This window comes from Sphingobacterium sp. UBA7253, from assembly GCF_002472745.1.
Classification (GTDB): domain Bacteria; phylum Bacteroidota; class Bacteroidia; order Sphingobacteriales; family Sphingobacteriaceae; genus Sphingobacterium; species Sphingobacterium siyangense.
In genome coordinates this window covers 1-22,278 of sequence record NZ_DKSP01000127.1, presented here as the reverse complement: position 1 = coordinate 22,278, position 22,278 = coordinate 1, and the positions used below count along the sequence as shown (strand labels likewise).

Below are 22,278 nucleotides of genomic sequence, written 5' to 3'. Positions count from 1 at the left end.
ATGAAAATACTTGTTACAGGTGCATCTGGTCAATTAGGGTCGGAAATTAAAGAGCTCAGTGTCAACTATACAGATGATACTTTTATCTTCGTAGATCGCGAAGAAATGGCTTTAGATAATTTGACACAAGTTTTGAGTGTTATTGAAACTATTGATCCAGATTTAATCATTAGTGGCGGAGCGTATACTGCTGTCGATAAGGCAGAGTCGGAAGCTGAATTGGTGGATGTTATTAACCATCAAGCTGTAGCAACAATGGCTCAATGGGCAAAGCAAAACAATAGGAAGCTGATACATATCTCGACGGATTATGTCTTTCAAGGAACTAGTAGCACAGCTTTGAAGGAAGATGAACCAACAAATCCGATTAATGTATATGGCTTAAGCAAACAAAAAGGCGAGGAAGCTATAATCACTTCTGGTGCTGATGCTATTATCATTCGTACCGCTTGGGTTTACTCTAGCTATGGGGCTAATTTTGTAAAGACAATGATTCGTTTAATGACCGATCGAGAAGAAATTTCTGTCATTGGGGATCAAGTAGGTTCACCCACTTATGCGCATGATTTAGCACAGGTTATTTTAGTGATTGCACACAGTGAAAAATGGGCTAAAGGTATATACCATTTTTCTAACGAAGGAAAAATCTCTTGGTATGATTTTGCAGTTGCTATCAAGGAGTTAAAGAATTTGGACTGTCATATTAGACCAATTACCACGGCGGAGTATCCTACTGCTGCAAAACGCCCTAGTTATTCATTATTGGATAAAACAAAAATTAAACAAACCTTTGGAGTCACTGTTCCGGAATGGAAGCAGAGCCTATCCAATATGTTAGCGAAAATATAAATTAAAACAAGCATAAAGAAACATGAAAGGAATAATTCTAGCTGGGGGATCAGGTACAAGACTACATCCATTGACATTGGCTGTTTCGAAGCAATTGATGCCGGTGTATGATAAACCGATGATTTATTATCCATTGTCTACCCTTATGCTTGCAGGAATAAATGAAATCCTTATTATATCTACTCCTCAAGATTTACCGAATTTTGAAAAATTACTTGGCGATGGTTCTCAAATTGGCTGTAAGTTTTCATACAAGGAGCAACCAAGTCCCGATGGTTTAGCACAGGCCTTTATTTTGGGCGAAGAGTTCATTGGCGAGGATAAAGTTGCGCTAATCTTAGGGGATAATATATTTTATGGCTCTGGTATGTCCAAGTTGCTGCAATCTTGCGCAGACCCTGAGGGAGGCGTGGTATTTGCTTATCCGGTGCATGATCCGGAACGATATGGTGTAGTGGAATTTGATCAGGATAAGAATGTAGTCTCTATTGAGGAGAAGCCAAAAGAGCCTAAATCCAGTTATGCTGTCCCTGGTATCTATTTTTATGACAACGAGGTCGTTGAGATTGCAAAAAATATAGAACCATCACCACGAGGAGAACTTGAAATTACAGACGTGAATAAAGAATATTTGAAACGTGGTAAGCTGAAGGTTGGGGTTTTTGATCGAGGAACAGCTTGGTTAGATACAGGTACAATACAATCGCTCATGCAGGCAGGGCAATTTGTTCAGGTCATCGAAGAGCGACAAGGTATGAAAATTGGAGCCATTGAGGAGGTTGCTTATCGGATGGGCTACATTGATGCTGATCAATTGAAGAAAATCGCTGACCCATTGAAGAAAAGCGGTTATGGTGACTATTTATTGAGGCTTATGTGATGAAAGATATCCTGATAATATACAATTCAGTGAGTTATTTCGTTCCGTTTATGGAAGAAAAAGGGTATACTGTTTCAACTGTATTTAAAGAAATTCCGGCATATCTCCGAATAATTAGAAGAATTGCATTCCAACTAAATTTACCTTTTAAAAAACTTTGGTTTAAAGAATGGGCCTGTAATTTAGATTCTTTCAGTAAAGTGATTTTTTTTTCCACCAATCCCATTGATGGTTTGCAATATATTAAAAAAACGCGTCCTGATTTGGAGGTAGTATATTGGTATTGGAATCCAATTTTTAAAAGTTTGAATCCAGCGGAAATATATAAATTAGAAGCTGATCCATGGGCATTTGATGAATATGAGTCCAAGAAATATGGTATAAAATTTAATACAACATTTTATTTAGATAATATCAAGATTGAACAGTTACCTAAGGAATATGATGTTTTGTTTTTAGGACTTGATAAGGGCAGGGGTAAATCTCTACGAGAAATGGAGTCAAAATTGAATGAAAGTGGAGTCAGCACTCACTTTTATATTGTAGATGACGGTGCTCATCTAAAAAATTATAAAGGCTTATTCCCTTTTGTGAGTTATGATAACTATTTATTAAAGCTTTCTAAAGCAATAGCATTAATTGATTTAAATCAAGAAGGCCAAAGGGGATTAACATTAAGACCAATGGAAGCCATGTTTCTCGGGAAAAAATTAATAACAGATAATATGGATATAATTAATATGGATTTTTATGATCCCAACAATATTTTTGTTTTGGGAGTAGATAAATTTTCAAATCTTAAACATTTTCTCGAATCTCCAATTAAGGATATCGATTCAAAGATTATTGCTAGATATGACATAAATAATTGGATAACACGTTTTGAAAATAAACAATGAAGGACTTTCTAAAATCATTTTTCTCTTTTGGTTTTGCAACATCCATTGAAAAATTGTTGTCATTTATTTTATTGCCATTTTATACAAGGGTCTTCGGTTCTGGAAATTATGGGGTAATTGACCTAGTACAAATTTTTATAACGTTTTTGTCAATTTTCTCTTTATTACAACTAGAAACTTCTTTACAAAGATTTTATTTTATCTATTCAGAATCAAAAAACCGAAAAGCAATGATTACTGGAATTTTTTTAGTGGTTTGTTCCCTTTCTTTGTTGTTTAGCATCTTGTGTGTACTTTTATCCAAATTCATATCTGTTTGGCTATTCAATACTGATTCCTATTGGATCGCTATTATAATAGCCTCTATCCAAATGCCGTTTGTTAATTTCTCAATTTTATCACTTATAATTCTGAGATTTGAAAAAGAGAATAAAAAGTTTTTATTTTCAATATTGATAAAGGTTTTTGTAACATTAATAACAACATTTTGTTTTGTTAAACTTCTTAAACTTGGAATCAACGGTGTGTTTGCTTCTATATTGGTCGCTGCATTGATATCATTTGTTTATCAATTCTTCATTACAAAAAAGCATTTTACAATACATTTGGATCGAGATATTTTGAAAAGATGTGTAGGATATGCATTACCACAATTTCCAGCAAGATTAGGTAGTGCTTCTATATCTTATGCTAATAGATTTTTCATGCTTGCCTTTATTTCAGTATCAGCAATAGGAGTATATTCAGTTTCATTGAAATTAGCTTCTGCTGTTCAACTTATATATACAGCTTTTGCAATGGCATGGAATCCTTTTATGTTTGCTCAATTCGAAAGAGAAAATCATAAAGAAGTTTTTGCGAAGGTATTGGATTTATTAGCTATAATTGTTTTTCCAATCATAATTTTATTATCGTTATTTTCAAAGGAAATAATTCAAATAGTTGCAAGTAAAGACTTTTTTGAAGCTAAATACTATTTAGGAGGTTTAGCTTTATATTTTTCCTTTTATGTTTTTAAAGAAGTTGTTGATATAGGGCCTAAAAAGCTTGAAAACACTAAATTTCTAACTTTTACATTTCTTATATCAGTAGTTGTTAATTTAATAACCATGTATTTTTTCATTAAAAAATGGGAAGTAAGGGGAGTAGTATTTTCTATGATGCTGACCAATTTAGTGTTATTTTATGTGAGCTGGCTTATATCAAATATGCTATATAAAATAGATTATAAAATTATAAGATTTACCTTGCTGTTATTTATAACTCTTTTTGTGATAGGCTACTTTATGTATTTTGATTTAGCAATAATTTATAAAGCTATCTTTGCAATATTATTACTTGTATCCAGTTTTTTCCTTGTGAAGAAAGAAATTTCGGATTTCAAACATATCAATATTTAAATGTTATACTGTTTAATTATATTGTCTTTAATCATGCATTTCTATCTGTTTGATGTTAGAAAGACCAATAGAATGTCAAAATTTTGGTTTAGATTTTACTATGTCACTTTTGTTTTAGTAGCTGGCTTAAGGTACAAGGTGGGAGGAGATACAAATAATTATATAAACCATTGGGATACATTGCCACTTTTGAGTGAAATGTCTCTTTCGGATATTCTTAATATGGCGTGGAATCCACTATGGATAGTTTTATCTTCTGCAACTAAAACGGTTTTTCAAGAATTTTTCGTGTTCCAATTGGTACATGCAATTATCTTCAACTTTGCTATTTTTAAATTCATTGAAAAGTACTCCGAATTCAGATTTTTCTCTCTATTGATTTATTTTATAGGTTTCTATTTTTATTATAATATGGAGATATTAAGAGAGTCTCTTGCCATAGCTATGTTTATCATTGGATATATTTATTATGAGAAAGGCAGGTTTTTATATTTTTCAATATTTATTTTATTAGCCATTCTGTTTCACACATCTGCTATAATTGCTTTATTTATACCTATTTTTTCTAGAATTAAATTTAATGCAATTGGTATAACTACAGTTCTATTTTTAGGAGTAGGCCTACTATTTTTTAGCGATAAAATTATGGGTATATTTTTGACTGAAAATTCGATGTCTAAAATTTCAAATTATTCTAACATCATAGCTAATGCAAATGGAATAATCACAAATGTTGTGATGTATATAGTTGTTCCCTCTTTATTTTTAAAATTTTATATTAAAAGCTCAATTAAGCCATTATTTGAGAATCTTTATCTATTTTATTTTTTCATAGCTCTTTTGGTAGTATTTATCCCAGGTTTTAGCCGTTTTTTGAATTATTTTTTCCCCTTTATGCTCATAATATTTTCAAATATCATTTATCAGATATATAACTTAAGCAAGTTTAGAAGAGTTAGGAACTTATTTGCAATGTCGTTTACCTTTTTAATACTATTACCGAAGATTATTTATTATATGGGGGATACATCAAAATATTACCCAAATTCTATCAAGCTTAATTTGTGGTATCCTTATTCATCAGTTTTAGAAAAAGAGGAATATCCAGCCAGGCAGATAATATTTAGGGAAACAATGAAGGAGCTTTCAAAATAGGTGTGATTAGATATTTCACTATCAAATAAAGGCAGACAATTAAAAGAATTAGACATGAGAAAATTATTGGTTATTATATTAATTCTCGTAGGCATATCTGTTCATGCCCAGTTGAGAGAAAATATCACGAAATATCTCCCTAAAAATTTCGTGCGAAGTGGAAAAATTGATTATACCAGCTATATCCAAACTGCTATTAATAAAGAGTCAAATGTTGTTTTTCCAAATTTTCCGTTAGGCGTAAATTATAATGGTTTAAACTTACGTAGTAATACAAAGATTACTTTTCAGAAAGCGTCAAAGCTTATTATGCTTCCAAATAATAAGCAAAGTTATAAATTGATCAACATAGAAGGGGTTAGCAATATAGAAATTATAAATCCGACTCTTGTTGGAGATAGATATAACCACTTAGGCAATTCTGGGGAATGGGGAATGGGGATTAAGATAATGTCTGCTAATAATATTAGAGTTACTAATTCTAAAATATCAAATTTTTGGGGTGACGGCATTTATGTTGGTAGGCTGGATGGAGGCGTTCCATATAGCACGAACGTCCATATTTTAGGTGGCGAGATATCAAACAATAGGAGAAATGGTATATCTATTGTCTCTGCTAAAACATTATTAATGAAAGATTTAATTATTAGCAATACCAATGGTATTAATCCTATGGCAGGCATCGACTTAGAACCGAATGCTCCCGACGAATTCTTGAGCGATATAGATATTAAAAATGTTAAAACTATAAAGAGTAAAGTTGATGGAATAAAGTTGGTTTTACACAAATTTAATAAAAGAAATAACATTTCAATAAGTATTGATGGTCATATCGATATTGATAGCCCTAATCCTCTTACAATAGTTGGGAATGATACTAATAATGACAATTTAATTGGTTCTGTGAGTTACAAAAATGCAAATTGGAATAATATAAATTCTAATATAAGAGTTCAAAGAAAATTGGCGCCTAATGTGAGCTTTAAATTTGATCAAGTTAATATAAATGGAAAGCAAGTATTTAAGAATTTAAAATAAATTTCAACATGAATTGCTCCTTTTTAATCAAGATTAATTTCATAACAGTCTCAAATTTTATATACAATTATGTTTTCAAAAATTCTTTACTTATATAAGCGGTTTATTTGGTCTCCCGAAAAATTCGCTAGGAAATCAGGTGTGACTATTGGAAAAAATTGCTGGATCGCGACCAGGAATTTTGGATCTGAGCCTTATTTAATTACAATAGGGGACCATGTTCAAATAACTGATGGAGTGAAGTTTTTTACACATGGAGGGGCATGGATTTTTAGAAACAAATATCCTAAGTTGGATACTTTTGGGAAAATAGTAATCGGAAATAATGTTTATATCGGAAATAATGTTTTAATAATGCCCGGGGTGACCATTGGAGATAACGTGGTCATAGCCGCCGGAGCCGTAGTTACTAAAAGTTTTCCAGATAATGTGGTAGTAGGATCAAATCCTGCGAAAGTAATTGGTTCTACACAACATTTATTAGATCGTATGTTAGAAAAGGATATGGGAGTAAAGGGATTAACTTATGATGAAAAACGAAAAGTTTTATTAGAAACAGATGAATCAAGGTTTATTAAAAAGTAATGTTATGTTTGTGACGCCTTCTTTAAGTGGGGGGGGCGCCGAAAAGAATTTAGTGAACATAATTAACTCTTTGGACGATAGCAAGTTCTCTATTACGCTAGTTGTTTTTTATGGAAATGATAACTATTTACCTTTAATTGAAAAAAAGGTTGAGGTTCGTAAATTGGAGGTAAGAAGTGTCAAAGCCGGCGTTTTGAAATTGAGATCAATTTTGGATAAAGTAAGACCAGAGATAGTATTCACTTCTGCTGAACATATTCTATTCTTTTTATCATTATATAAGATCTTCAGAGGAAAGTTTAAATTAATTTATCGCCTACCAACTCTTCCTAGTAATAAACTTTATAAAGGATTAAAAGGCAAAATAATTGCTTCATTTACTAAATCTATATTGAAATGGTCAGATTTTATTATATGTCAAACTAATGAGATGAAGAGTGAAGTTCATAAATATTATAATATAGAAGATGATAAGGTTTATTTTATCAAAAATATGGTAAATATTGAGCAAATATTAAAGTATTCAAATGAGTATATACCAGAGTTTTCAGCTAATAAAACGAACATAGTTGCTGCGGGTAGTTTATATTCAGCGAAAGGATTTGATATATTAATAAAAGCGATTGCGAATTTAATAAAGCAAAATAGAAATATCAAAGTTTATATATTAGGTGATGAAACCGTTGAAAAGGGGTATAGAGAATATTTAGAAAATTTAATTGAAAGCCTTCATGTGTCAGAATATATTTCTTTATTAGGTTTTGTTAAGAATCCATACCCATATTATAAGTCAGCAGATATATTTGTATTATCTTCCATTAAGGAAGGCTTCCCTAATGTGGTGTTAGAAGCTCTAGTATTAGGAACTCCAGTAGTTGCTACTAATTGTATAAATTTTGAGGGCATAATCGATTCATCAAACGGTTTAATAGTGGAGAAGGGTAATATAGAATCTTTAAGTGTTGGATTACAAGAAATTAAAGTAGACACTCAATTTTCAGTTACTCTTAAGAATTTTGACTATTCTGAATGGTTTCAGAAAATATTACTTGTATGAAAGTTTTGATAGTTGTAAATAGTTTAAATGTGGGGGGCGCAGAGAATCTAATCTGCGAGAGTCTACCTTTTTATAAAAAATGTGAAGTTGACCTAGCTGTATTAACAAGGAAAAATGATATTCTCAGTGAAAAAGCACAATCAAATAGTAAAGGAGAAATCTTCTTTTTAGGGGAGGGTTCTGTTTACAACCCTCTTGTAATTATTAAACTGATAAGTTTAATAAAGATGTACGATACTATACATATCCATTTATTCCCATCATTATACTTTGTTGTGATAGCAGAATTATTTTGCAAAAAAAAAATAAATCTAATATATACGGAGCATAGTACTAATAATAAAAGGCGGTCTAACTTTTTGTTTAAATTTTTTGATAAGCTTATATATAATCGGATTAATAAAATAGTCACAATTGCTAGGGATGTCGATTTAGAACTAAAATCGCATTTGGGGGGGAAATTTTCGGATAAATTTGTTTTAATTGAAAATGGAATAAATTTAGAGAAATTTATTGCTGCGGAATCCTATTCAAAAAATCAATTTTTCAACGATCTGAATTCTAAGATAATAATTCAAGTTTCTAGTTTCCGATTTCCTAAAGATCAACATACTGTTATTCGTTCTCTTAAATTATTGCCAGATCATTATAAACTAATTTTGGTAGGGGTTGGGCCTTTGATGGAAGAAAATATCCAACTTGTTAATTCTCTTGGATTAAACACTAGAGTTCTGTTTTTAGGCTTAAGAAGTGACATTCCTAACCTACTTAAGACTTCCGACGTAATAGTTTTATCCTCACAGTACGAAGGACTATCTCTTTCAAGCATCGAAGGGATGGTGGTCGGTAAGCCATTCATTGCAAGTAATGTTAAAGGACTACGTGAAATTGTCGAAAGTAATGGTTTACTCTTCACATTTGGTGATTCTGAAGATTTATCGAATAAAATAAGAATTGCGGTTGAAGACAAAGAACAAAGACAGATTATCATATCTAGATGTTATAATAAAGCTCTACAATATGATATAAAACATATGGTAAATAGGTATGAAAAAGTTTATTAGATAATGTATATACTTCTTTGATAGTATAGTTTGTCAAATTTTGGTTAAAAGTAAGTTATAAAAATTGAATTAATGAGCGTAAAAATTATTCGAGTAACAACAGTTCCTATTTCTTTAAAAATTTTATTGAAAGGTCAACACTCTTTTATGTCTCAAAATGGTTTTGAAGTTATTGGTGTAGCCTCGAAAGGGCAGGAACTCCAAGACGTATCATCAGATGAGAAAATTTCAACAATACCTGTAGAGATGTCTCGTGCGATTACTCCGATGAAAGATTTAAAATCGCTTTGGATCATGTACAGCCTATTTAGAAAATTAAAACCTACGATAGTTCATAGTCATACACCAAAAGCAGGTTTAATTGCAATGGTCGCAGCAAAGCTCTCTGGTGTGCCCGTTCGATTACACACTGTAGCAGGAATGCCACTTATGGAAGCTACTGGGCTAAAACGTAAAGTTCTTGACTATGTGGAAAAATTGACTTATATAGCTGCTAGTAAGATATATCCGAATTCAAAAGGCTTGTTTGATTTTATTTTGTCGATGAAATATACAATACCCTCTAAATTGAAAATTATTGGGGAAGGTTCTTCAAATGGAATAAGTACTTCATATTTCTCTAGAGCGCAAATATCGTTAGAACAACAAATCGAATTAAGGATAGAATTGGGAGTTTTAGATGATGATTTCGTTTTTATATTTGTAGGAAGATTGGTCGGTGATAAGGGGCTAAATGAGTTGATTAATGCTTTCTGTAGTTTAAACTATACAAATGCCAAATTACTTTTAGTAGGCCCTACTGAGAACAATTTAGATCCACTTGATATAGAAACTTTAAATAAAATACATAGTAACAAACGAATTATCCATGTGGGGTTCCAAAAAGACGTTCGACCATATTTTGCCATATCTAATGTATTGGTATTTCCGAGTTATCGAGAAGGATTTCCAAATGTAGTTATGCAGGCGGGAGCAATGGAACTTCCTTCTATTGTTTCTGATATCAATGGCTGTAATGAAATCATCATTGAAGGACGAAATGGAAAAATCATTCCTGTTAAAAATGTAGACGCAGTTAAGAATGCCATGGAAATGATGATGAAAGATAAGAAGCTTTATTCAAAGATGAAGGGAAATGCTAGACGAATGATAACTGAACGCTATGAACAACAGGTTGTTTGGAATGCCCTTTTAAGTGAGTACAGAAGTTTATTAAAAGATAAAGGATTAGACAATGTATAAGAATTTTTTTAAGAGGCTCTTCGATTTTTTTATTGCGCTTATTGGTTTGATTATACTTAGTCCAGTTTTTATTTTTGTGACAATAGGACTTTATTTTGCTAATGATGGTAAGCCATTTTTCTTCCAGGCTCGTCCAGGGTTAAATGAGCGAATCTTTAGAATTATCAAATTTAAGACAATGAATGACAAAAGAGATTCCAATGGAGAATTGCTGTCCGACGCTGAGCGATTAACCTCGATTGGTTCTTTTGTGAGAAAGACATCACTCGATGAGATACCGCAGTTAATCAACGTACTCAAAGGAGATATGGCAATCATTGGACCTAGACCTCTTTTGATTCAATACTTACCATTGTATGACGATAAGCAGCGACGCCGTCATGAGGTAAGGCCGGGTATCACGGGGTGGGCACAAGTCAACGGAAGAAATGCCATCTCTTGGGCAAAAAAATTTGAATTAGATGTTTGGTACGTAGATCATGTAAGCTTTCTTACCGATTTAAAAGTGTTTTTCACAACGTTCAAAAAGGTATTTAAACGAGAGGGCATTTCAGCAGATGGACATGTAACAATAAAACCATTTAATGGAAATAACTAATTAAGAAGTATGTACTTATTCGGAGCAAGTGGCCATGGAAAGGTAATAGCAGAAATTGCTGAATGTAATAATTTAAAAATAGAAGGCTTTATCGATACCGATTTGAACAAATCTTCGCTGTTGGGGTATACTGTTTTTCATAAGATTCCTGATGGATTGGTTGAGGTGATTATTGCTATTGGAAATAATGAGATCAGGAAAAGAATAGTAAATGAGACCAGTTCGTTTACTTATCCAATTTTGATACACACAGATGCTAATATTTCTCGCTATAGTATTATAGGAAATGGTACAGTAGTGATGGCTGGTGCAACGGTTAATGTTGACGTTAATGTAGGTCATCATTGTATTATCAATACAAATGCGTCCGTAGATCACGATTGTATTATCGAAGATTTTGTACATTTATCGCCAAATGTTGCGCTGGCGGGGAATGTACATGTAGGAGAAGGTACACATATCGGTATTGGAGCCTGTGTTATCCAAGGGATAACTATTGGGAAATGGGTGAAGATAGGAGCTGGTGCTGTAATTATTAAAGATATACCAGATGGATGTACCGTGGTGGGTAATCCTGGAAGAATAATAAAGAATTAACGTTAATTTTTACCACTATGTCAGATAAAATATGGCTATCCTCTCCTCACATGGGGGGGAATGAATTAAAGTACATCCATGAAGCATTTGACCATAATTGGGTAGCTCCTCTAGGCCCCAATGTCAACGGCTTTGAAGAAGATTTAGAAAAATTTCTAAATGCTGGTGTTCAGGTTGCAGCCCTTTCGGCAGGTACAGCAGCTTTACATTTAGCCTTAATCGAATGCGGCGTCAATTATGGAGATGAAGTCATTTGTCAGTCCATGACATTCTCTGCATCGGCTAATCCGATTGCCTATCAAGGGGCAATACCGGTATTTGTTGACTCGGAAGCCGATACCTGGAATATTTGTCCGATTGCTTTGAAAGAAGCGATAAGAGATCGTCTTTCCAAAGGGAAAAAACCAAAGGCAATTATTGTTGTCCATCTTTATGGAATGCCTGCCAAGATGGATGAAATTTTGGATGTGGCGAATGAATTCGATATTCCGGTTATAGAGGATGCTGCAGAGGCGCTAGGATCTTCATACAAAGGCAAGGCTTGCGGTACTTTTGGTCGTTTCGGGATATTAAGCTTTAATGGTAATAAGATTATCACAACTTCTGGCGGAGGAGCTTTGGTTTGCCATACAAAAGAAGATAAAGACAAAGCCGTTTTTCTTTCTACTCAAGCACGCGACGATGCTCCTCACTATCAACATTCACATATTGGTTATAACTATAGAATGTCTAATATCTGTGCCGGTATAGGAAGAGGGCAGATGGAAGTATTGGAAAATCGCGTTAAGGCTCGTCGTGCAATGACAGATTTCTATTCAGACCTATTTGCTAATATCGAAGGGGTAAAAGTTTTAAGCGCACCTAGTGAAGACTTTTTTTCCAATCATTGGTTAGCTGCCATAACTATTGATGAGGTCGTGGCAGGTATCTCGCGCGAGGGTTTGCGTCTTGCGCTTTTGGAAGACAACATTGAATCGCGTCCTTTATGGAAGCCGATGCATCTTCAGCCTGTATTCAAGAGCTCGCCATATTATGGAAATAATGTTGCTGAAAGATTGTTTGATACAGGACTTTGTTTGCCATCAGGTTCAAACTTAGCGGGAGAAGACAAAGATCGTATTAAAGCGAAGATCAGACAGGTTTTTTCTAAATAAATTAAAAGAGCTTTTAGTTATAAAATAAAAGCTCTTTTTTTTGTTGATTCCTCACTATTTTAGTTTAGTCGATTGAATAGTATTGAATTAGATTTTATTGTTTCGCTCTTTCAAGATGTAATCTTTGGATGGAGTTGATAAGTTCTTGTTTGTCCGAATTCAAAAATATTTATGACTGCACTTTTAGGCATAGATCTTGCTAGTGTGATTCGTTCTTTTTATCAGACATTCTATCAAGTCGTTTTAGGGATGTTTGGAGGAAAAAATGTATTTTTGCGTATTTGATGAATAAAATCAATTTTAATTTAAATAACTTATGCGGTTAATTTCAAGATATGGTTTAGTATTAGCATTGTTTACAGCTGCTGTATTAATCTTTAGTTCGTGTGGCTCTAGGAAAAATATGGTTTATCTACAGGCAGATTCGACACAGCTCAATAATATTTATGAGCAGAATATACCTAAGATTCAACCAAATGATATCCTAACGATTGTAGTTACTGCCGCGGATCCAAAGGTCACAATGCCTTTTAATCCAATTAGCATGATGCCAAATGGAAATTTGACTCAACAAACTGATTTGGCTCTACGTCCTACATATACTGTTGATAACAATGGTAACGTTTTGCTTCCAATTTTGGGCAAAGTACGTATTGCAGGGCTTACAAGAACTGAAGCAATAGAAAAATTGAGAGCGGAGTTGGAACGATACATAAAGGATCCAGGCGTAAATATTAATTTTAACAATTTTAGAGTTTCAGTTTTGGGTGAGGTCGCTAGACCAGGATCGTTCGTCCTGCCGACAGAAAGAGTTACCGTTCTAGAGGCATTAGGAATGGCCGGAGACATGACAATCAGGGGCGTAAGAGAAAATGTAATGCTAATTCGTGAAGTAGATGGGAAAAAAGCGGTCCATCGGCTAGATTTGACAAAACAGGACGTCTTAAATTCGCCTTATTATTATTTAATACAAAATGATGTTGTTTATGTTGAGCCAAATAAAGCACAAATTAATAATTCAAAACTAGGAAGTAATACAAATGTTATAATATCTATAGCTGGTTTATTGATAACAGTTATATCAGTATTGACCAGATAATTAAATTATGGAACAAAATTCTACAAATATCAAAGATAGTTTCGAAGAAGAAATCAATCTAAGGCAACTTTTTGAGCGATATGCATATTATTGGAAGTGGTTTCTGCTATCAATTTTAATAATGCTCGGTATGGCGCTGATGTATTTAAGATATTCGCAGAAAAGCTATATCACAACTGCTAAAATCCTTCTTAAGGATGAAAAGAGCGCCACAGCTGGTGAATTGGCTGGAATTGCTGAATTGTCTAATAGCTTAGGATTTGGGGGGACGCGGGCTGCGTTTGTAACAGATCAAATTGAGGTTTTATCGTCTCGTCGATTGATGAGAAAGGTTGTGGATCAACATCATCTTAATATAGTTTACTCGTTAAAAGGGAAAATCCGTTCCTCAGAGGTATTACAAAGCGAAATGCCTTTCGTAATTGTTCCTCAACAAAGCTTAGACACTATAAAGTTAAATCTGCAGGTAAAATTTGCTGACGAAAACCGACTCAATGTAACGAATTTATTAAACGGCGAAAAGACCATAGCTTCCTTCGATAAAATTTTTAAAATTGGTTCTCATAAATTGCAAATTAAAAGAACAAAGAAAAATTTGCCAGATAAGGAGGTCACTTATTTGATTAATATTATACCAACAAATTGGGCGATTGACGCCAGTTTAAAGAGTATATCGATTACGCCAAGTAAGGAATTACAGTCTTATATTGTTAATTTTTCAATGGTTACTAGTACCAGAAAGAAGGCAGAATTAATTCTAAATAGCCTAATCGACGTTTACAATGCAGATTTAACAAATGATAAAATGCGGATGACTAGAGCAACGTCTGACTTTATAAATAAGAGATTGCTTTTAATATCTAAAGATCTTTCTGGAGCCGATGAAGAAGCCGCAGAGTTCAAATCAGCAAATTCCATGGTTGATATGGCTACAGAAGCCGGAGTGTTTTTAAATACTGCTTCTGATAACGATAAAAAGGTTTTGGAGTATAGGACCCAATTGCAGCTGGTCGATCATATGAATGACTATCTTAAAAGACAGGAAGTTGGTAAATTATTACCTTCCAATATCGGTTTACAAGATGTATCAATAGTTTCGGCCATTGAGGGATATAATAAGTTGGTGCTCGAAAGAGATGACCTTTTGAAAACAGCTTCTGAACAAAACCCAACTGTTATTGCATTAAATGAAAATATTGAAGAAAGTAGTAGAAATATACGAAGTGCTTTACAAAATTACCAAAGAGTTACCAAACTCGCGTTGGGTAGTATTCAGCAGAAATCAAATGAGATCAGAAGCCGTATTAGTTCAATACCTAATCAGGAACAAGGTTTTAAAAAGATCTCTAGACAACAGCAAATAGTTGAATCTCTATATTTGCTATTATTACAGAAAAGAGAAGAAAGTGAAGTTCGGGCTGCAGCTACTCCCGATAATTTGAAGATTATTGATGCGGCGTATGAAAATGGTCTACCTGTATCACCCAAGAAATCGATGGTTATCTTTGGTGCCTTGGTATTTGGCTTCTTGCTACCCTTTATTACTCTTTATCTTAAGTTTTTATTGGATAATAAAATTCATTCCCGTAAGGATATTGAAGATATTGTCAAAATACCTGTTTTGGGAGAAATACCAACAGCTGAAGATACAATTGTTCATTTAAATGATCGATCATCACTCGCTGAGGCTTTTCGTATTTTGCGTACCAACATGAACTTCATGTTTGGAGCAGATAGCAAAGATACTTCTAAAGTAGTTTTTGTAACATCTACAATTTCTGGGGAAGGAAAATCTTTTGTCACTACAAACTTAGCCCAGATCCTGTCCATGTCTGGAAAAAAAGTCCTTTTAATTGGTGCAGATATTAGAAGCCCAAAAGTATTGGATTATTTGGGATTATCACATTTGCAACATACCAATGTTGGAATTACCCAGTTCTTGATCAATCCGGATATGGATGTTGATAATATTATCATTAAAAAACCAGGAAATTATGATTTCGATGTGGTTTATTCAGGTTATATCGCACCTAATCCAGCAGAGTTATTAATGAATGGGCACTTTGATGATGTGATAAAATATGCACGTGAGCATTACGATTATGTGTTAGTGGATACAGCCCCAGTAAGTTTGGTAACAGATACCTTGTTGATTGCACATAACGCAGACCTAACGTTGTATGTGTCCCGTGTCAATTATCTAGACAAGCGCTTACTGCAAGTGCCACGTGAATTGTATATCGATGGAAAATTGAAGAATCTTGCGTCTGTCGTAAATGATGTTGACTTTGCTCGTGGGTATGGCTATGGTTACGGCTATGGCTATGGTTATGGCGACAAAGGGACCAAGAAAAAAGGCCTTGCAAAAGTTTGGCAAGGGTTGAAAGATCGCTTAAATATTAAATAAAGGTCTTTATTAACTAATTTTGGCCTTATTGTTGTTGAATCCCAAGTCGTAGAAAACGGCTTGGGATTTTTTGTTGTAATACTATTGTAAGTCTTAAGACGTTCTTATTAATATCTTAATACATTCAACCAAATGAAAAAACTTCTATTATTTAGTTTTATTGCTGTGTGTTGCCTTATATCCAGTTCTGTTTCTGCACAATTCTCCAAGCCGATCAGCATTGGAGCAGGTGCTGGAGGTACCTTTAATCTCACCGATCTAGGAAATGTTGAGTCTAAATTTGCTTTTTATGGGGAGTTGGATTATCTCATCACACCTTTTATCTCTGTCGGTCTGCATGGCGAAAAAGGTACTTTAGCAGGTAATGGTTATGAGAGCGATTTCAAAAATCGCTATTTTGCAGGTAACATCAACGGAAAAATCCGCGTGGGTCAATTTTTGGATGGTTCAAAAAATTATAGCTATTACACCTTGCAAGCAAATACACTGTCTCGTATCCTTTCTAATGTGTATGTAGGCGCTGGAGCCGGATTGGTTAAAAACCGAATTTCAAAAAATATTTCAACGCTTTATGCCAATTATCTGGAATCGGTAGGAGGAGAGATTAGCAAAGATGCAGGTGAAATTCATTTTGTGGTGCCTTTAAACGTAGGAGTCGATATTCCTTTTGGGCGTACGTTATATGGACCACAATGGGCAATTAATGTCAACTATCAACATACTTTGACCTTTAACGATAACTTGGATGGTATTATCAATAAGAATAACGATCAATATGGCTTTGTGTCTGTAGGTGTCAAATATGCATTGTTCAATCGTAAATAGGCCAGTTTAATATTTAAATAGAAAAAATAATGAATATACGTAAGAAGTACAATGGCAATCGCCTGCTTGGGCTTTTTTGTTTAGCGATCTTAATCGGTTTTACGGCGTGTAAATCAAATACAGCGATGTACAAAGCACCGAAAGTAAATGCGTTTAAAGGCGGAAAATTACCCCCTCCTCCTGGAATGGTGTATATTCCCTCGGGAACCATTTTATTCAAAGGATCACTAGATAGCGGAAACGTAGGGAAAAATGTGAGCGTGAGCGCATTTTTTATTGATGAAGCGGAAGTAACCAATAAACAGTACCGTGAATTTGTTAATTGGGTAGCGGATTCGGTTGCTGTAACGGATTATCTAAATGACGACCAATATTTTATGGACGTAGCGGGCGAACAGGTTGGACAGAAGCGGATCAACTGGGCAAAAGTTAAAAAGATATCCCCAATTTGGAAAAGTAACGATCCTGCTATCCAAGAGCGTATCGCCCCTATGCTTGAAATGCAGGGGAATAGACGAGTACTCAATCCGGAGATGATCAGATATCGTTTCGCTTACCTTCAATCGAAAGGGAATGTAAAAAAGAAATATTTGACCGATACGGTAGCCGTAATGCCTGTTGAAGATATATGGACAAAAGATTTTCCGAATGCGCAACTTGCATCGCTAGATGCCAATTATTTCACCCACCCTTCGTTTGATTATTATCCGGTAGTGGGGGTTACTTGGAGACAGGCGCGTGCATTTACCGATTGGCGTGCAAATGAGATGGCGGCTACGGTATTGAAAAACTCCTATCTCAATGGCTATCAGCTGAGCTTGAGCCTACCCACGGAAGCACAATGGCAATATGCGGCTTCGGGTAAATTGGATCCTCAGGATACGATTGCGGGATCGCGTATGACCATTGATGGTGCGGAAGGTAAAAAGAAATTGGCTGTCAATTTTAAACAGGGTGAAGGAACGTATTCGCGTGATGGTGCCACGTTTACGCTTCCAGTGAAATCGTATATGCCGAATGCGTTTGGTGTGTATAATATGGCTGGTAACGTGTCGGAGTGGACGTTAGATGCGTATAGTCCTTCGGCAGTTGTTTTTGTGAATGACTTAAACCCAGCGCTACTGTACGATGCTGATGAAAAAGATGGCGATGCGTTGAAACGTAAAGTGGTGCGCGGTGGATCTTGGAAAGATAACGGTGAACAGTTAAATAGTGAAACCCGAAACTACTCGGTAGATTATGAACCGCATTCTTACATTGGTTTCCGTTGTGTGATGTCGGCATTTGAAATGCCAACCGTTCAAAGTAAAACACGTAAATATTAATTCGCTGTTGTATATATAAAAATCGATAACAATGAAAAAAGAAATAATATTGATAGCGGCGATGGCTTTTGGAATGGGGTCATTGTTTGCGCAACAGGAAACCACAATAGATACTGTGCCGGCACAGCAGCGGATGTTGCAAACGGGTGCCTCAACGCCTATCCCTGCAGGAGATGTAATCCAGGATACCATTCCATTAGAGGATGGTTTTTACCAGGCGAATAGCATGGAGGATGCGGTGCCGTTTGCTTACCCCGAGGTAAATAAAAAGAATATCCGGTTTTACAAGCGTGTATGGCGCGATATTGACCTTAAGGATGAAAAAAATAATTTATTGGCGGTACCAGGCAACTCGTTGATTGAAGTGATCATGAAAGCCATTGAAAAAGGAAAATTGTCCCTCTACAGTCCGGATGATGATTCGTTTAAAGGAAGATTAAGTGCGCAAGAGGGAATGGCTCGATTTGCAGATAGCGTGCTGGTCCCAATTTTTGATGGGGAGGGTAATCAGATCGACTCGAAGATGGCGCTGAATGAGTTTGATCCGGCGCGTGTGACTAAATTTAGAGTAAAGGAGGATATTTTCTTTGATAAGCAACGTAGCCGATTGGAAACACGCATCATTGGCGTGGCACCCTTAATGAATATCACCACATCAGCTGACCTTGCGGAGTCTGTCGGTGCAACGCCTGCATTCTGGTTGTATTTCCCGCAATTGCGTTACAGTTTGATACAGGTCGATATTTCTGATCCGGATAAGGGTCTGTATGATATGACCATGGACGATTTCTTTGTACAGAACAAATTTGCAAGTACAATTGTGAGGGAATCATCGCCGGGTATGTTGCAGAATCTGAAAGATACTGAAAATGGAGGCCAACAGCTGGACGGTAAAAAAGTGGAGGAAAAGCTCGATGCCTATAAGAAAAGGCTGTGGAGCAATCCTAAAGGCGTAAAGGCAGAAGAGCTTGAGGGAAATAAGTCTGAAGTAGAGACAAAAGAAGAGAAATTAAAATAAATACGATAAAGTAGTAGTGGTGCCTCTCTTTAGAAAAGATGAGGCATCACTATTTTAGGGTCCTATAGGGTTCTTTTTAATCAATTATTCCTAGTTTGTTAACGGGAAAGGACATATAGTGGCATATGTTTTGTTATTTTATGCTGCTATTTATCCTATAAATTTTCGAATACAAACGAATAAAATAATCGTGTATTATAACGTTCATCGTGTAGTATACAAAGCGATATTTAAAACAACAAACAAACAGATAAGATCAAATCGTCATGTTAAGAAATGAAATGTATCCCAAGAAGCCAATTTTAGTCATCTTGGCTGCCGGGATGGCCAGCCGCTATGGTTCGGCAAAACAGGTAGAGTGCTTTGGCCCCTTTGGTGAAAAAATTATCGATTATTCAATTTATGATGCGATAAAGGCTGGCTTTGGAAAAGTCGTTTTTGTCATTCGGGAGGAGTTTTTGGAGGTGATGAAAACCAATGTAGGGGATAAACTGCCTGATTCCGTTGAAGTTGCATACGCTTATCAGGATTTTGACTTGAAAAAATTTGGTGTGGATCGCGTCGTCGAACGTCAGAAGCCTTGGGGAACAGGACATGCTGTAATGAGTGCCGAGCAAGAGGTGGATAGGCCATTTTGTGTGATCAATGCGGATGACTTTTACGGCTATGATGCCTTTCAGAAAATGGCTACTTTTTTACAGCATCAAGCCAATGATACGGAAATGGCATTGGTTGGATTTGAGGTTGGGAATACCCTTTCTGACTTTGGCTATGTCTCGCGTGGTGTATGTGAAGTAAATGCTACGAACCATTTACAAAGCGTTACGGAAAGAACTAACATTTATCGAAAAGACAGCGATATCGTCTACGCGCAGGAAGAGAAAGAAACTATATTACCTGGCAATACACGGATGTCGATGAATTTTTGGGGATTTACGCCTAAAATATTTGAAGTAGCACGCGCATTATTTCCTGATTTTGTGGAGCAAAATCACCAGAACCCAAAAGCGGAATTCTTTATCCCTGATTTGCCGGATTATATGGTAAAACAAGGCATTGCGAACTTTTCTGTACTTCCAACCGATGCAAAATGGTTCGGTGTGACGTATAAGGAAGATAAGGATCAGGTACAACAAAGTATCCATCAATTAATTGAGCGCGGAGACTATCCGCAACGCTTATGGCCGGAGAAGAAGGTGGTTGATGAAAGCATTTATCTGGATTTTTAGATAGCCTTATTTCTTTTATAATAGAAAATAGAGTTCTCCTAGATACTAGGAGAACTTTTACGATTTATATGCCATTTAATTGGTACATTTACGCAAACTTAAACCTCGGAAGGGAATTTTAATAGATTTTAAATGAGTAATTTATGGAGGGAGGGCTTGTCCGTTAACAAGCCGCGTTGGGTCATTCTTTTAATAGATATGATCATAGTAGTGGTGTCCTTTCTTGCCAGCTATGTGCTCATCTTCAAACACAGGGGCGGCGTTGAGCCTGATGCTTTGCGCATACAACTTATTTTGGTCTCTACCATTTATCTGATCTGCTTTCTTGCGCTGGGAACATTTAAGGGGGTTATACATAAAATCGGTCTCCGCGAATTACAACGTATGGTGTTTGCAATTGGGATGGCCTATTTTTCATCAGTACTTGTATGTAAGCTATTGGAGTGGAGACAACCGTCGTTCTTGCATGTTACTTTTCCTGTTTCCGACACTCAATTACTTTTCCATGCATTAATAGCTTGTTTCGGTATGACCTTTAGTCGCGTGCTTTACAGGGCATTGTATCACGAGCTGATGTGGGGTAATAAAGACAACCGTATTCCGGTTATTTTGTTTGGCGCAGGCAATATGGGAAATACAACTTTCCACTTTATCCATACGACATCACGCAATAAATACCGGATTGTGGCGATTATGGACGATAATCCGCATCGCATTGGTAATCGTATTCAAGGCTTTAGAATCCATGATATTAATCAATTGAATAAAGAGTTCGTCAATCGGCATGGCAGTGCTGCTGAATTGATCGTTGCTATCGACAACCGCTCGCCGGAACGCTTGAATAACGTTTTTAAGCTGGCGGAACCGATTCCATTAGTTGTCAAAATTATTCCGGATACGGCACGTCTGTTGGCAGGAGAGGTGGCCACCCGACAGATCCGAAGCTTGCGGATCGAAGATCTACTGGGACGAAAGGCCATCGATCTGAACAACCCGTCCATTGCGGCAGAGATGAAAGACCAAATTGTATTGGTAACGGGCGGTGCGGGTTCAATTGGTGGTGAACTGGTACGCCAGCTTGCACATACGGATCTCAAACAGCTGATCGTGGTGGATCAGGCAGAATCTGCGCTGTATGATATTCAGCAGGAGCTGCGCGCGTCGGCAAATTTTGACCGCTGTGTGTTTATGGTAGGTAATGTCAGGGATGCGCTATTTATGGAGACGCTGTTTCAGGTTTACAGGCCCACCTACGTCTTTCATGCTGCAGCATATAAGCATGTGCCGTTGATGGAAGCCAATCCGTACGAATCGATTTTAACAAATGTATGGGGCTCTTATAATGTGGCACAATTGGCAGATAAGTATGGCGTGTCTAAATTTGTGATGGTGTCTACGGATAAAGCCGTGAATCCGACAAATGTGATGGGAGCAACAAAACGTGTCGCTGAAATTGCGATATCCACCGTCAATAGCAACTCCAAAACGAACTTCATCATCACACGCTTTGGCAATGTATTGGGATCTAACGGTTCGGTCATCCCGCTATTTGAAAAGCAGATGCTCAAAGGAGGCCCGCTCACCATTACCGATCCAAATATTACCCGTTATTTTATGACCATACCCGAAGCCTGTCAATTGGTACAGGAAGCCGCAGTAATGGGTAAAGGTGGCGAAATATTTGTTTTTGATATGGGTGAGCCGGTCAAGATCATAGATCTGGCCAAACAGATGATCCGTTTGAAGGGCTACAACTACCCTGAGGATATTGATATTAAGTTCGTCGGTCTGCGCCCGGGCGAGAAAATTTTTGAGGAGCTGCTGGCGAATGGCGAAAATACCGAGAAGACCTATCAC

The 22,278-nt window shown here is 35.9% G+C and carries 20 protein-coding genes; all 20 read left to right on the top strand.

Going from position 1 to position 22,278, the window contains the following annotated elements; translation table 11 throughout:
- Positions 1–849 (top strand): dTDP-4-dehydrorhamnose reductase, encoded by an 849-nt coding sequence (gene rfbD, locus B2X72_RS12965; RefSeq protein WP_286849810.1) that lies wholly within the window; start codon positions 1–3, stop codon positions 847–849.
- Positions 850–871: 22 nt separating this feature from the next.
- Positions 872–1,729, top strand: a complete 858-nt coding sequence (gene rfbA, locus B2X72_RS12960; protein WP_286849809.1) for a glucose-1-phosphate thymidylyltransferase RfbA — start codon at positions 872–874, stop codon at positions 1,727–1,729.
- Positions 1,730–1,779: 50 nt separating this feature from the next.
- Positions 1,780–2,628 carry a hypothetical protein gene (locus B2X72_RS12955; protein ID WP_286849807.1) on the top strand — a complete coding sequence of 283 codons (849 nt, stop codon included), beginning with the start codon at positions 1,780–1,782 and terminating at the stop codon, positions 2,626–2,628.
- Positions 2,625–4,028: a lipopolysaccharide biosynthesis protein gene (locus B2X72_RS12950; protein ID WP_286849806.1), complete on the top strand. Its 1,404-nt coding sequence runs from the start codon at positions 2,625–2,627 to the stop codon at positions 4,026–4,028. The genes B2X72_RS12955 and B2X72_RS12950 overlap by 4 nt, the downstream gene beginning before the upstream one ends.
- 72 nt (positions 4,029–4,100) lie before the next feature.
- Positions 4,101–5,183: an EpsG family protein gene (locus B2X72_RS12945; protein WP_286849805.1), complete on the top strand. Its 1,083-nt coding sequence runs from the start codon at positions 4,101–4,103 to the stop codon at positions 5,181–5,183.
- 54 nt (positions 5,184–5,237) lie between these two features.
- Positions 5,238–6,221 carry a right-handed parallel beta-helix repeat-containing protein gene (locus B2X72_RS12940; RefSeq protein ID WP_286849804.1) on the top strand — a complete coding sequence of 328 codons (984 nt, stop codon included), beginning with the start codon at positions 5,238–5,240 and terminating at the stop codon, positions 6,219–6,221.
- 69 nt (positions 6,222–6,290) lie between these two features.
- Positions 6,291–6,806, top strand: coding sequence for an acyltransferase (locus B2X72_RS12935; protein ID WP_286849802.1), 516 nt, complete (start codon positions 6,291–6,293; stop codon positions 6,804–6,806).
- Complete coding sequence (locus B2X72_RS12930) at positions 6,781–7,863, top strand: glycosyltransferase (protein ID WP_286849801.1); 1,083 nt, start codon at positions 6,781–6,783, stop codon at positions 7,861–7,863. Before B2X72_RS12935 ends, B2X72_RS12930 begins: the two co-directional genes overlap by 26 nt.
- The gene (locus B2X72_RS12925; protein WP_286849800.1) at positions 7,860–8,927 is read left to right on the top strand and encodes a glycosyltransferase; all 1,068 of its coding nucleotides are present in this window, start codon (positions 7,860–7,862) and stop codon (positions 8,925–8,927) included. The genes B2X72_RS12930 and B2X72_RS12925 overlap by 4 nt, the downstream gene beginning before the upstream one ends.
- A gap of 72 nt (positions 8,928–8,999) precedes the next feature.
- Entirely contained in the window at positions 9,000–10,169 is a 1,170-nt protein-coding gene (locus B2X72_RS12920; protein WP_286849798.1) for a glycosyltransferase family 4 protein, read from the top strand.
- A complete protein-coding gene (locus tag B2X72_RS12915) occupies positions 10,162–10,767 on the top strand; it encodes a sugar transferase (protein ID WP_286849797.1) in 606 nt (201 codons plus the stop codon). The genes B2X72_RS12920 and B2X72_RS12915 overlap by 8 nt, the downstream gene beginning before the upstream one ends.
- Before the next feature lie 9 nt (positions 10,768–10,776).
- The gene (locus B2X72_RS12910; protein ID WP_286849796.1) at positions 10,777–11,364 is read left to right on the top strand and encodes an acetyltransferase; all 588 of its coding nucleotides are present in this window, start codon (positions 10,777–10,779) and stop codon (positions 11,362–11,364) included.
- A gap of 17 nt (positions 11,365–11,381) precedes the next feature.
- Positions 11,382–12,518 carry a DegT/DnrJ/EryC1/StrS family aminotransferase gene (locus tag B2X72_RS12905; protein ID WP_286849795.1) on the top strand — a complete coding sequence of 379 codons (1,137 nt, stop codon included), beginning with the start codon at positions 11,382–11,384 and terminating at the stop codon, positions 12,516–12,518.
- Positions 12,519–12,834: 316 nt separating this feature from the next.
- Positions 12,835–13,617, top strand: a complete 783-nt coding sequence (locus tag B2X72_RS12900) for a polysaccharide biosynthesis/export family protein (protein WP_286849793.1) — start codon at positions 12,835–12,837, stop codon at positions 13,615–13,617.
- A 7-nt stretch (positions 13,618–13,624) separates the two neighbouring features.
- Entirely contained in the window at positions 13,625–16,024 is a 2,400-nt protein-coding gene (locus B2X72_RS12895; RefSeq protein ID WP_286849792.1) for a GumC family protein, read from the top strand.
- Between the two features lie 132 nt (positions 16,025–16,156).
- Entirely contained in the window at positions 16,157–16,849 is a 693-nt protein-coding gene (locus tag B2X72_RS12890; protein WP_286849790.1) for a hypothetical protein, read from the top strand.
- A gap of 29 nt (positions 16,850–16,878) precedes the next feature.
- Complete coding sequence (locus tag B2X72_RS12885) at positions 16,879–18,174, top strand: SUMF1/EgtB/PvdO family nonheme iron enzyme (RefSeq protein ID WP_286849789.1); 1,296 nt, start codon at positions 16,879–16,881, stop codon at positions 18,172–18,174.
- 31 nt (positions 18,175–18,205) lie between these two features.
- Positions 18,206–19,192, top strand: coding sequence for a gliding motility protein GldN (gldN, locus tag B2X72_RS12880; protein ID WP_286849788.1), 987 nt, complete (start codon positions 18,206–18,208; stop codon positions 19,190–19,192).
- Between the two features lie 266 nt (positions 19,193–19,458).
- Complete coding sequence (locus tag B2X72_RS12875; RefSeq protein WP_286849786.1) at positions 19,459–20,421, top strand: nucleotidyltransferase family protein; 963 nt, start codon at positions 19,459–19,461, stop codon at positions 20,419–20,421.
- 132 nt (positions 20,422–20,553) lie between these two features.
- Positions 20,554–22,278, top strand: a 1,725-nt coding sequence (locus B2X72_RS12870; protein ID WP_286849784.1) for a polysaccharide biosynthesis protein, incomplete at its 3' end; no start/stop codon positions are given.